The sequence below is a fragment of the Pseudoalteromonas sp. Of11M-6 genome (genome assembly GCF_022347905.1).
Classification (GTDB): domain Bacteria; phylum Pseudomonadota; class Gammaproteobacteria; order Enterobacterales; family Alteromonadaceae; genus Pseudoalteromonas.
The window spans coordinates 1-12,086 of the sequence record NZ_JAKRFW010000083.1 but is presented as its reverse complement, the minus strand read 5'-3'; the positions used below and the strand labels follow the sequence as shown (position 1 = coordinate 12,086).

Here is a 12,086-nt window from a genome sequence, read left to right as displayed (position 1 = left end):
TGCTAATCAAGCGCTGCCCTTTGGGTTCATCTGAGTGCGCTTTGTTCATTGTTGCTCAACTTTTGCCTAGATTACTAGGCGGCAAGTCGAGCGTCGCGATCAAAACACACTCAGAAGAACAAAAATCAAACAGCAAAGGTCTACAGGCCCTGATGTAAAGCTCGAAAAAGCGAATGCAAACTTTGTACGGGAAAAAACCGGTTTTGCCATTGGCGGTGTGCCTCCTGTGGCGCACACTGACTCTGTGTTGACGATAATTGATAAAGATTTAAAGCAATACGATCGTATTTGGGCTGCTGCAGGCACGCCCAACTCGGTTTTTGAGTTAAAAGCGCATGATCTAGATACGCTTACGGGTGGCACTTGGTTAGATATTGCGAAGTAATCCTCAGTTCGTAATCGACCTTGTGTCTATGTGATCCATCTATCAGTCAACTAGGGGTGGTCATTAAGGTTTTCAACCAATAAAGTGCTTTCTAGATGAGAACAGCCCGATAGTCATTCAAAATAATCGTATTAATACCGCTCTCAAGGTAGTTGAATTTAAAAAAGTAAAGACACAGAGATACATGATAAACTTACCGCCAATAATTCAGTAGTATGACTATCTAAGATAATCGAGCTACTAGTCATAAGTGTGACCAAACGTGTGACCTTTTGATATTTGTGATTTGTATTTTAATCATAACTTTATGATATTTAGGGTTTAAGTGATTTATGTGTGAGCTTTTGGGGATGTCGGCGAACGTACCGACGGATATTTGTTTTAGCTTTTCTGGTTTGTTGGAGCGCGGTGGCAATACGGGTCCTCATAAAGATGGCTGGGGTATCACCTTTTACGAGGGGAAAGGATGTAGAACCTTTAAAGATCCAGAGCCTAGCTGTCAGTCTGAAATTGCTAAATTAGTCAAAGCATATCCGATTAAAAGCGTGTCCGTAATAAGTCATATTCGACAGGGAAATAGGGGACGAACTTGTCTTGAAAATACCCACCCATTCACTCGAGAATTATGGGGTCGGGAGATCACGTACGCCCACAATGGCCAGCTTTCGGACTATAAAGACTTAAAAACTGATTTCTACCGACCAGTTGGGAATACAGACAGTGAACTTGCTTTTTGTTGGATTTTGGACAAAGTACGAGAAAAATACCCAAGTCGTCCGTCAAACATGGTCTCAGTTTTCAGGTATATCGCAAAGCTAGCGCACACATTGAGAGACAAAGGGGTATTCAACATGTTGATAACCGATGGTATTTATGTGTTGGCGTATTGCACCAATAATCTACATTGGATAACCCGTAGAGCCCCATTTGGTAAGGCTACCTTAATTGATGCGGATATGGTGGTGGATTTTCAAAAGGAAACCACACCAGATGATGTTGTCACTGTTATTGCGACTCGACCGCTGACCAACGATGAACAGTGGCAGAAACTTGAGCCCGGCGAGTTTGCTTTATTCAAATTAGGTGAGAAGGTGTAGTTCTGAGTTTTTGTAAGCAAAGGCGGCCTAGTTGAGCCGCCTTGATGAATCAACGATGTTGCTATCAACTCTCTGATTTGGGTTGGTAGGTTTTAAGCTCTATCTGAAACTGCTCCATACCATCTTTACCTTTGTACATTTTAACCAGCATATGATCATAACTTGGTGCAAACCAAGCAATGGCTTGACGATCGCTATCATCATAAACGCGTTTAACTTTGATGGTTTTGACGTTGCCAAAAGGTAGAGTGATCATTTCTTCGCCGGCCACCTCAAAATCATAGCTTCGCTGGTCGCCTTTTTTGTCTATGATAGGATAGCTAAACTTGGTCTTTCCCGCCTTTAAATCCTCTCGCAGCTGTACTTGATAACTAATTAAATCTTGCTGATTCTCAAGCCACTTCACTTTCAGTGGGTACTTTTCTTCACTGGAGGTAATTGCTTGGTTTTGATGATCAAACTTAATTTTGTAGCTTTTATCTGGACCAGTCCCTTCACGGGTCATACTGTAATGAAGTGGGCTGACGGTATGTTCAGCGACTTTAAACAATGATTCTTCAGTTCTTACGTCTGAAAAAATCATCCATTCGATATCGCTTTTGTAACGTACAGCGTATGTTGCATCCGCTATTTTTGTGAGGTCTCGCGTGGCACTACCATGAACCTTACCTTTGCGTGAAACTTGGTATTCGGCGTGATATTCAGTGAGAGAGTTCGCAAATGTCGAAGTGGAAAGTAGAGCGCTAATACCAATTAGCACAGCGCTCCATTTTTTATTTTTCTGGGTACGGCGCACCTTGAACTGGTAAGGTTTTGTTATCAAAAACAGCATAGTCTGCTTCCATTGTTAGTCTTTGTTCGCTGAACCATTTGACCACCAAAGGATAAAGAATGTGTTCTTGCTTATGCACACGTTGCGCCAGTGACTCTGCCGTATCATCTGGAAGAACAGCGACCTTGGCCTGACAGACCACAGGACCACCATCTAACTCTTCTGTGACAAAGTGAACGCTAGCACCATGTTCTGCATCGTTTGCATCGATTGCTCTTTGGTGGGTGTTCAGCCCTTGATACTTAGGCAACAAAGAAGGATGAATGTTCAACATTTTTCCTCTAAATTTTTGCACCAAGTTTGGAGTTAGAATACGCATAAATCCAGCTAATACAACCAAATCTGGTGTAAAGCTATCAATTAGTTGACCAAGCGCAACGTCATACTCTTCACGAGATGCGTATTGCTTATGGTCTAAAACAGAAGTCGCTATACCAGCCTCTTGCGCTCTGGTTAGGCCGTATGCGTCCGCTTTATTACTAACAACGGCTGCAATTTCACCTTGAATATAGCCAGATTTGCAAGCATCAATGATTGCTTGCAAATTTGAACCACTACCAGAGATCAGAACAACAAGGCGAGTGGGTGCCATTACTCGGCACCACCTAAGATCTCAACTTGCTCTTCACCAGCCTGAGCGTCTTGAATTTCACCGATGTGCCAAGCGTTTTCGCCTTGTGCTTTCAGGATTTCAAGGCTTTGTTCAAGCTTGTCAGCAGGAACAACTAAGATCATGCCAACACCACAGTTGAATGTGCGGTACATTTCGTGCGTTGCAATGTTACCGTTTTCTTGTAACCAGTTGAAGATTGCAGGCCATTGCCAGCTATCACCTTTAATCACCGCTTTTGCTGACTCAGGTAGCACACGAGGGATGTTTTCCCAAAAACCACCGCCAGTGATATGAGAAAGTGCGTGAACATCAACTTCTTTTAATAGCGCTAAGATTTGCTTCACGTAGATACGCGTTGGCTCTAGCAGGTGCTCGCCTAGAGTTTTGCCTTCGAACTCTGCGTTAGTGTCTGCGCCAGATACTTCTAGTACTTTACGGATTAGAGAGTAGCCGTTTGAGTGCGGACCGCTTGAACCTAGTGCAATTAGCTGATTGCCAGCCGCAACTTTAGTTCCATCAATGATTTTAGACTTTTCTACCACGCCAGTACAAAAGCCAGCCATATCGTAGTCATCGCCTTCGTACATGCCTGGCATTTCAGCCGTTTCACCACCGATAAGCGCACAACCAGAAAGCTCGCATCCTTTGCCAATACCAGATACTACATCTGCCGCAACATCAACGTCTAACTTGCCTGTAGCATAGTAGTCCAAGAAAAATAGGGGTTCAGCGCCTTGGACAATAAGATCGTTAACACACATAGCAACTAGGTCAATACCTACTGTGTCGTGTTTTTTCAAATCGATAGCTAAGCGTAGCTTAGTACCAACACCGTCAGTGCCAGCAACCAAAACAGGCTCTTTATATCCGGTTGGGAGTTCGCATAGTGCACCAAAACCACCAATGCCACCCATTACTTCTGGGCGACGAGTTTTTTTCACTACGCCTTTAATTCTTTCGACCAATGCGTTGCCCGCATCGATGTCAACGCCAGCGTCTTTATAACTAAGAGACTGTTTTTGTTCGCTCACAGGTTTTCCTCAAAAGTTGCTAGATAGATTTGCTTAGAAACGCCGACATTTTACAACAATTGCATCTAGGCGGCTAGCGACTTTGCGAGAAACCCTAAGAATGTGGTCAAAGGTCCTCGATTTTGTATCTCGAACAGTATAAAGAAACGACAAAAACTTGATTGTTTATAACTGAATGTGATTTGCGTTAGATCAATACTCAAAGAAGGTGGCAGCGTACTATGGAAACAGGCCCAATCAGACAGTAACTTCAAAAAATGTATTCGAAATCACTGTCACTAACGGCGCATTGATTGGGTCTACCCTAAACTCAAATGCATTTTCAGCCTTAATCTGAGATTTATACCCAAACTCAGATTACCTAGCTATTTATGGGAATAAAACGATGAATATTGAACGCCACAGCCTAGCTAAAGAACTGCCGGAGTTTAAAGACAGAATTCATGAATTAAAACTGTCTGATGGACATTTCTCAAAACTTTTTAAAGATTATCATGAAGTAGACAATGAAGTTATTCGAATTGAAGACGGTGTAGAGCACTCAAGTGATGAGTATCTTGAGTCACTGAAGAAAAAGAGACTGTGGTTAAAAGATCAACTTTACCGAATTCTAAAAAGTGCAGACTAACTTTTAATCAAGGCCAACTGGTCTATGTGAGCGGGCTGCCAAGTCCGCTACTAAATTCCCCACCAATTGTTGAATAATTTAGCCTGTCCCGAGCAAGGGCAGATTTATAATCTATACTCTAACTATTGTATTCCATGCACGACGACTCCTTTGATTGCACTTATATTAGTATTAGCTGGCAGCTTTATCATGGGATTAGCTTTTTCACCGGCCTTTAAAATATGTCGATTAACCTCTTCGGTCGGGTGGCGAGTGTTGTTAATTCTTATGGCTCTGTTTGAACTCGGATACTTGAGCTTTGCCTACTTTCTGTACGATCACAATAGCGCTAGTTTCATTGAGCAAGGCTTAAGTTTAATCCTGTTTCTTGGCTCCATTTTTGTTTTTGTAGTGAATTGTCTAAGTCTAACAAGTCTGCAAGAATTAAATGAAATTGCAACGCAGGCCAAATATAACGCTGAACATGATTTTTTAACGGATTTAGAGAATCGCCAGCGCTGCATTGACGCCATTAATGAACGTAAGCATCAGCAGCTCGACTTTAGTGTTATCTTGGTTGATCTGAATAATTTTAAGCAGATCAACGATGCAAAAGGGCACTTCTTTGGTGATAAATTGTTGGTGGAACTTGCACACAAAATGCGTGCAGCACTGCTTCCTCGTAGCAAGTTATATCGCATGGGCGGCGATGAATTCATTATCCTGATGGACGTTACAGACGTAAACTGTATTTACTCTCAAAACAATGCACTACTGAGCGAGTTAAAGTCTGGGATAGAAATTGAGGAGTTACAACTGGATGTGACCTACAGCGCAGGAGCAAGCTTATGGACTAAATCGCGCCAACTTGATGTGTTTGACCTTTTGAAGCAAGCTGATATCGCCATGTATTCGGCCAAGCATAGCCGTCAAAGCATCGTCATTTTTGATGAAGAGCTTCATGAGGGAATTGAGGCCGAGTTCCAACTTTTAGCTAATCTCAAAGTTGCGCTCGCTCGAGGTGAATTGGCGCTCTATTATCAACCGATAGTGTGTTCTCAAAGTGGTGATATTCATGGAGTAGAAGCGCTATTAAGGTGGCCTCAGCCCGACGGTACAATGATAATGCCAGATCAGTTTATTGAGTTAGCGGAGCGTAATAATCTTATCCGGCAGCTGAGTGCATTTGTGATTAACCGTGTATTCCAAGACCTTGCAATATTGATTGAAATAGATGACAAGTTAGTTGTGCATATCAACCTTTCCTGCCAAGATTTTGCTGAACAGAATCTAATTAATACCCTTGCTATGCTACTGGATACTCACCGAGTCGACCCAACTCATATAGTATTTGAGCTTACAGAAAGCACCGTAATGGAAGAAGTGGAAAAAGCGAGAAGCCTAATTGAAACATTAATAGATATGGGATTTGCAGTGAGTATTGATGACTTCGGCACTGGTTTTTCTTCATTTTCTATTTTAAAAGAGTTACCAATTTCGCAGATCAAAATAGACGGTTCGTTTGTAAGGCTAAGTCATGAAAGTGAAAAAGATCAAGCCATAGTAGAAACCAGTATGTTTTTAGCACGTAAATTGAACTGCAGTATTGTTGCTGAGGGTGTTGAAAGCGATGCTTGTTTGCAGTATTTGTATAGCTTGAATTGTCCGTATATTCAGGGCTTTCAGATATGTGAACCACTTTCGCTAAGCGAATGCGTAAAGTGGATTAATTCCCAGAATATGGTGAAAGGCGCAATGAAAAGGTTAGACGGATGAGGTCTATAACCTCTCTCTGCAAAAAGCTTGATATCCAGATATACGAATAAATTGCTGTCGACTAGAAAGTTAACATCGGCTTAGGTGGGATAAAACCGTACATTTGTTCAAATCCAGGGATCTCTGTTTCCCATATTGGGGTTTCTTCACCGATATATGCACGGAATGCATCAAGGAACAGCCTAGTTCTGACTGGTAAATCACGATGAGGATAGAGCGCATACATCGCAGCAAAATCGACCAGTTTTGTGTTAGTTAAAATCGGTTGTAATTTGCCTTCAGTAATTTCTTTACCGACTAGAAAGGCTGGTGCAACAATATAACAGGTACCAGACAGCACACTTTCCATCAATGTATCTCCGTCGTTGGTTCTGAAGATACTCTTTACAGGCATTTGCTGCTCGATGCCTTGCTCGTCTTGATAGGTGATACTGGTAAACCTTAACGCATCACTGGCGTAGGTTGCTGCAGGTAATTCGCTGAGTTCCTCAAGCGAGTTTGGCGTGCCATGAGTTTTTAAGAACGTCGGGCTTGCTAATATGAGCAATCGATTGCGTGCAATTCTGCGGGCGATAAGTGATGAATCTTTCGGCTCGCCGACACGAAAAGCTAAATCAAAGCCTTCACCCACTAAGTCCACGAGTCTGTCTTCAAGCCTAAGTTCAACCTCAACATGAGGAAAACGTTTTTGAAAGTCATTGATAACAGGTTGTACGTAGCGTCGACCTACCACAGTAGAGCTGGCAATTTTAAGCAAACCTTTAGGCTCGGTGTGATAATTCTGTGCGATGCGCTGAGTGTCGTTTAGTAGTAGCCTTAGCTCTTCTGCTTTTTTCACCATCTCGGAACCTGCAGAGGTGAGCGAAAAGGAACGAGTCGTACGATTCATTAATCTTACACCGAGTTCTTCTTCCAGCTTGGTCATCTGCTTAGAAATGACAGAGCGATCGATATTTCTCAGTTGTGCGGCACTGGCAAAGGAACCACGTTCCACAACGTCTAAAAAGATTAATAATCTGCTGCTAATATCCATAATGCGAGAAAGTTCACTAAGACTGATGCCATTGTGACACTAAACAATTGGAATTGCGAGGGGCATATTTACACTAATAAAGTTGTGGCAACATGCTAACAATGGTTTAATGAATTTAGTCTCACTACTTTATTTTTAACCTAACGCAAAGGCATATGATGAAAGCAGTCCGATTCAATCACACAAATGGACTTACCTTCGAGCAGGGAGAAATTAACTTACCTGAGGCAACTGATGATCAAGTCTTGGTCAAAGTTGAATACGTTGGTTTAAGCTTTATCGATACCAAAGTGGCCAATTGTCCCTGTGAAGAAACACCGAATAGAGTGTTTGGTGTGGACGCTGTGGGTGTTGTGGAAAAAGCATGTAAAACGGGATTCCCAGAGCCTGGTACTCGGGTTTTTTGGCATGGAGACATTCGAGAGCAAGGCACGATGAGTGAATTTGCCTTGGTGCCAAGTCACGCACTTACTGTACTACCAGAAAATGTTGATGGTAAGCTCGCCTCAGCGGCAATCGCACCTGCTATGTGTGCATTGATTGCGCTATTTAAGCTTCAACTGAATACAGGTGATACGATTTTAATCGAATCAGCTCATCATCCAGTTGGCCAAATGGCAATACAATTTGCCAAACAGGTGGGGCTTGGGGTGGCGGCATGTTCCGAGTCTAAATATAAAAAGCTGCTTGAAAAGCTAGGTGCAGATCTCGTGTATACCCAGTCTGACTTTGCCGGCTTAGCCGATGCTCTGCAGCTTCATTTTGGCGCAGCAGAGGTGCAAGGCGCACTAGATTTAACAGGTACACATACCCAACAATTGATTGCGCATTTGATATTTTGTGGTCGAGTAAGTTGCTTAGCGGGATTACCTGCTATTGAGCAACACCTCTTAATGAAGAAAGCGCCAAACATAGGCATTGTTTCTTTGTGTGGTAGTTGGCTTTCCAATAGTGTTTGTGCGCAGCAGAGAATGGCATTCATCGGAAATACTCTGGCTGAAAAGCTTGAAAAAAATGAAATTACTTTGCAGCAACTTGAATCAATTTCACCGCAGCATGATGCGATAATTGAAACGCTGAAAAAGCTAGAAAACAACGATAACATCACGTTTTTTGCGGCAGATATGAATCTGTAGCCCCCATCAGTAGCGATAATTTATCCTCTTCACGCAACAATACTGAGCTTGGCAATATTCGCTGGGCTCAGCGTCCAAATAAATTGATACAATTTCTGACATTTTTCATCGCTTGAACACCGTATACTTCCCTCCAGGCCTCGCCATGAAGGGAATACGCCTTTCCTTTACGACTTCATAAATAGTCATTGTCATCGTAAGGCGAAATTTTACATTGCGTTAATTGATGTCGGAGGGGCATCAATTTGGTGCGAATTGATATGTTTATTTGCACTCGTCAAATTGGATAGACTAGTGTCATCAGTTTAATAAGGATTAAACAATGAAAAAGTTACTTGTTATTTTCAGTTTTCTCATCTTCTCAGGTGTCGCGTTTGCGAATGACACACCTTATGAATTAATTAACCAAGTTGGCGATAAGCTATTTGCTGATATAAAAACGGTTAATCAAGATGGCAAAGCAACTGAAACTCAGATGAAGGGCATAGTACGTAGTCGCTTGATGCCACACATCGATGTGAAGTTTGTATCTTTTAAATTGCTTGGTAAACATATTAAAGGGCTAAAAAGAGACGAAGCCATCGAGTTTATTGGTGCGGTTGATAACTATCTTGTATCTACCTACGCTAATGCACTTTTACAGTACAAAGGCCAAGACGTATTGTTTGAAGAGTTACCAGTTTCTGATGGTGCTGATTTTGCGACGGTAAAGGTGGTAATAAGAGAGCAATCAAAACCAGATATAGACATGCATTTTAAGTTTCGTCAAAGCAAAGATGGAGACTGGAAAGTGTATGACATGGTTGCTGAAGGTATTTCTTTATTGAGTGCTAAACAAAAAGAAATCACGATGAGAATCTCAGAAGTAGGTTTGGCTCAGGTTACAGCTGAATTGAAGAGTAAAGCATAAATCAAATTACTTCCCCCCGACTTTGAAGTAACCAAAAGAGCACATCATGACTGATATGCTCTTTTTTTTGGTTCTGAAATCAGACTACTTGGTTTGTCAGTGGCCTTTCAAGTCTTGCTGCGTCGAGGTTTTCACAGGTTATCGTTGCAATCTGTTTTAGTGCTTCTTTGGTAAAAAAACCTTGATGTCCAGTAACTAGCACATTGGGGAAGCTAACCAAACGCGAGAAAACATCGTCTTGAATTATTTCTTCACTGTGGTTTTTAAAAAATAGCTCTGACTCTTGCTCATATACATCTAAGCCGAGGTAACCGAGTCGTTTAGACTTAAGCGCGGCGATACAGGCTTTGCTATCTAACAGGGCGCCTCTACTAGTGTTAATAAGCATGACACCCGCTTTCATTTTGGCAAACGCAGCATCATCAATAATATGATGGGTATGTTCATTAAGCGGACAGTGTAGGCTAATAATATCCGATTGCGCCAGTAAGATATCTAGAGAGACCAAGGTATAAGGACCTTCCCCTATGTTTGGGTCATAAACTAGGACATTGGCACCAAAGCCGTTTAAGATACTGACTAAGGCTTGGCCAATTTTGCCACAGCCGATGATACCAACCGTTTTATTGTAAATATTAAAACCGAGTAAGCCGTTGAGATCAAAATTATCTTCTCGAACTCGATTGTAGGCCTTATGTGTCTTGCGGCTGAGCGTTAGCATCAACGCGATACAGTGTTCTGCAACCGCTTCTGGGCTGTAGGCTGGAACACGGACAACCTTTATGTCACGCTGTTTTGCCTGTTGAATATCAACGTTATTGAAACCTGCGCAGCGTAGGGCGATGGTTTTAACGCCATAGTCAGCCAGTTTATCAATCACTTGTGCATTTACAGTATCGTTTACAAATACACAAACCGCGTCATAGTGCTGACACAGCGAAACCGTTTTTTCATTGAGTGACTCACTAATAAAACTTATTTCAAGTTCTGAGGAGGTATTTACGGCTTGCTCAAAAAACGGCACTTCATAGTTTTGCGAACTGAATAGGGCGATTCTCATGATTAATGTGGCTCTCTATCACTGACTTAAGCGTTTCTGGTTTTGTTCTTGGGGCATATCTTGATACTAGCATGCCTTCAGAGTTTATTAGAAACTTGGTAAAATTCCATTTAATTGCGCGGTTTTGCGCGATACCACGGGTGTGAGATTTTAAATAGCTAAATAATGGATGTGCATCAGGTCCGTTGACTTGTGTTTTAGTACAGATCTTAAAGCTTAAATTGAAATGTGTATTGTAAAACTCTTTAAGCATTTCATCTTCAAGTGGTTCATTGCGACCGAACTGATTACAAGGAAAGGCCAATACCTCAAATCCAAAAGGTTTGTATTTGCTGTATAGCTTTTCAAGTGCAGACAGTTGCGGAGCAAAGCTACATTTGCTCGCAATGTTAACGATCAATAGCGGTCTTCCCGCTAAGGACTGTAATGGCAAAACTTGGCCATCAATAAGCTGTGCACTAAAACGATAAATATTCTCCATCCTTTCAGGCTCCGTGTGATTTATTCATGTTATTCGGTATCAAAGCGGTTTTTTCATTTGCTATGACAGAGGTGGTCGGGTATAAAAACTCCATTCTTATTAAGATAACAACGAAATAGGACAGAAATATGTCAGTGAAAGTCGCATTTATAGGATTAGGCGTCATGGGGTATCCAATGGCTGGGCATTTGCAAAAGGCGGGTTACCAAGTCACGGTATACAATCGTACCACCAGCAAAGCCGAAAAATGGGCCGCTGAGTATGCTGGCAACTTTGCAGTTACACCTAAAGATGCAGCGACTGACTGTGATTTTGTGTTTATGTGTGTTGGCAATGATGACGATTTACGCTCAGTCGTATATGGCGAGAGTGGTGTGTTAGCGGGGGTAAAGCCGGGAGCGGTGATAGTTGACCATACGACAACATCTGCAAAAGTTGCCCGTGAAATAGCGCAAGAAGCCAGAAAATTACAAGTTGAATTCTTAGATGCCCCTGTATCTGGTGGTCAGGCTGGTGCAGAAAATGGCGTGTTAACGGTGATGGTTGGAGGAGGCGAAAGTACGTTTGAAAAAGCACAACCAATCATGGCCGCGTTTGCTCGCTTTAGCCAATTAATTGGAGAAGTGGGTGCTGGGCAGCTTTGTAAAATGGTCAATCAGATTTGTATCGCAGGTGTGGTACAGGGGCTCGCAGAAGGCTTACACTTTGCTAAAAAGGCGGGTCTTGATGGTGAAAAGGTAATTGAAACGATTGCTAAGGGTGCAGCTGGCTCTTGGCAAATGGAGAATCGTTATAAAACCATGTTGGCAGGCGAATATGACTTTGGTTTTGCAGTCGATTGGATGAGAAAAGATTTAGGCATTGCACTAGACGAGTCAAGAAGTAACGGCGCAAATTTGGCGCTTACAGCTTTAGTGGATCAATATTATGCGGATGTTCAAGCGCTTGGCGGCAACCGTTTTGATACCTCAAGTCTACTGGCTAGGCTTGACGCTATCCACGACAAAAACAAATAACCTTTCGTTTCTAGGGCCTGTTGACCTTTGCTGTTTGATTTTTGTTCTTCTGAGTGTGTTTTGGTCGCGACGCTCGACTTGCCGCCTAGTAATCTAGGCAAAAGTTGAG

At 42.3% G+C, this 12,086-nt stretch carries 13 protein-coding genes and 2 pseudogenes; 8 read left to right on the top strand and 7 right to left on the bottom strand.

Annotated features, from left to right (window positions below; all coding sequences use genetic code 11):
* The 3 genes and pseudogenes from MHN32_RS23885 to MHN32_RS22755 all read left to right on the top strand — a co-directional run.
* Positions 1-158, top strand: a pseudogene (locus tag MHN32_RS23885) (GNAT family N-acetyltransferase); the annotation flags it as partial.
* Positions 125-385, top strand: coding sequence for a YbaK/EbsC family protein (locus MHN32_RS22760; RefSeq protein WP_325050975.1), 261 nt, complete (start codon positions 125-127; stop codon positions 383-385). The pseudogene MHN32_RS23885 and the gene MHN32_RS22760, both read left to right, overlap by 34 nt.
* A gap of 332 nt (positions 386-717) precedes the next feature.
* Positions 718-1,482 carry a class II glutamine amidotransferase gene (locus tag MHN32_RS22755; protein ID WP_010605063.1) on the top strand — a complete coding sequence of 255 codons (765 nt, stop codon included), beginning with the start codon at positions 718-720 and terminating at the stop codon, positions 1,480-1,482.
* 64 nt (positions 1,483-1,546) lie between these two features.
* Here MHN32_RS22755 and MHN32_RS22750 read toward each other — a convergent pair whose 3' ends face one another.
* The 3 genes from MHN32_RS22750 to purM are packed head-to-tail and all read right to left on the bottom strand — an operon-like array spanning position 1,547 to position 3,958.
* A complete protein-coding gene (locus MHN32_RS22750) occupies positions 1,547-2,242 on the bottom strand; it encodes a DUF3108 domain-containing protein (RefSeq protein ID WP_019647394.1) in 696 nt (231 codons plus the stop codon).
* A gap of 13 nt (positions 2,243-2,255) precedes the next feature.
* The gene (gene purN / locus MHN32_RS22745; RefSeq protein ID WP_017219541.1) at positions 2,256-2,906 is read right to left on the bottom strand and encodes a phosphoribosylglycinamide formyltransferase; all 651 of its coding nucleotides are present in this window, start codon (positions 2,904-2,906) and stop codon (positions 2,256-2,258) included.
* Entirely contained in the window at positions 2,906-3,958 is a 1,053-nt protein-coding gene (gene purM / locus MHN32_RS22740) for a phosphoribosylformylglycinamidine cyclo-ligase (RefSeq protein ID WP_102056995.1), read from the bottom strand. Before purM ends, purN begins: the two co-directional genes overlap by 1 nt.
* A gap of 385 nt (positions 3,959-4,343) precedes the next feature.
* Between purM and MHN32_RS22735 the strand changes: the two genes are divergently transcribed.
* Both MHN32_RS22735 and MHN32_RS22730 read left to right on the top strand, forming a co-directional pair.
* Positions 4,344-4,586 carry a DUF465 domain-containing protein gene (locus MHN32_RS22735; RefSeq protein ID WP_010373888.1) on the top strand — a complete coding sequence of 81 codons (243 nt, stop codon included), beginning with the start codon at positions 4,344-4,346 and terminating at the stop codon, positions 4,584-4,586.
* A gap of 252 nt (positions 4,587-4,838) precedes the next feature.
* Positions 4,839-6,341: a bifunctional diguanylate cyclase/phosphodiesterase gene (locus tag MHN32_RS22730; RefSeq protein WP_233525162.1), complete on the top strand. Its 1,503-nt coding sequence runs from the start codon at positions 4,839-4,841 to the stop codon at positions 6,339-6,341.
* Between the two features lie 61 nt (positions 6,342-6,402).
* On the opposite strand, the gene MHN32_RS22725 is transcribed toward MHN32_RS22730, so the two are convergent.
* Positions 6,403-7,374: a LysR substrate-binding domain-containing protein gene (locus MHN32_RS22725; protein ID WP_010605058.1), complete on the bottom strand. Its 972-nt coding sequence runs from the start codon at positions 7,372-7,374 to the stop codon at positions 6,403-6,405.
* 155 nt (positions 7,375-7,529) lie between these two features.
* Here MHN32_RS22725 and MHN32_RS22720 point away from each other — a divergent pair, with 155 nt between their 5' ends.
* Together MHN32_RS22720 and MHN32_RS22715 are read left to right on the top strand one after the other, a co-directional pair.
* Positions 7,530-8,510 carry a zinc-binding dehydrogenase gene (locus MHN32_RS22720; protein WP_233525161.1) on the top strand — a complete coding sequence of 327 codons (981 nt, stop codon included), beginning with the start codon at positions 7,530-7,532 and terminating at the stop codon, positions 8,508-8,510.
* Positions 8,511-8,832: 322 nt separating this feature from the next.
* A complete protein-coding gene (locus MHN32_RS22715) occupies positions 8,833-9,420 on the top strand; it encodes an ABC transporter substrate-binding protein (protein WP_010373895.1) in 588 nt (195 codons plus the stop codon).
* A 79-nt stretch (positions 9,421-9,499) separates the two neighbouring features.
* On the opposite strand, the gene MHN32_RS22710 is transcribed toward MHN32_RS22715, so the two are convergent.
* Both MHN32_RS22710 and MHN32_RS22705 read right to left on the bottom strand, forming a co-directional pair.
* The gene (locus MHN32_RS22710) at positions 9,500-10,480 is read right to left on the bottom strand and encodes a 2-hydroxyacid dehydrogenase (protein WP_239422883.1); all 981 of its coding nucleotides are present in this window, start codon (positions 10,478-10,480) and stop codon (positions 9,500-9,502) included.
* Positions 10,446-10,961, bottom strand: a complete 516-nt coding sequence (locus MHN32_RS22705) for a glutathione peroxidase (RefSeq protein ID WP_010373899.1) — start codon at positions 10,959-10,961, stop codon at positions 10,446-10,448. The genes MHN32_RS22710 and MHN32_RS22705 overlap by 35 nt, the downstream gene beginning before the upstream one ends.
* A 128-nt stretch (positions 10,962-11,089) precedes the next feature.
* Here MHN32_RS22705 and MHN32_RS22700 point away from each other — a divergent pair, with 128 nt between their 5' ends.
* On the top strand, positions 11,090-11,977 hold the full coding sequence (locus MHN32_RS22700) for an NAD(P)-dependent oxidoreductase (protein ID WP_029215781.1): 888 nt from the start codon (positions 11,090-11,092) through the stop codon (positions 11,975-11,977).
* On the opposite strand, the pseudogene MHN32_RS23880 reads toward MHN32_RS22700, so the two are convergent.
* Positions 11,899-12,086, bottom strand: a pseudogene (locus tag MHN32_RS23880) (GTP cyclohydrolase I FolE2); the annotation flags it as partial. The gene MHN32_RS22700 and the pseudogene MHN32_RS23880 overlap by 79 nt on opposite strands.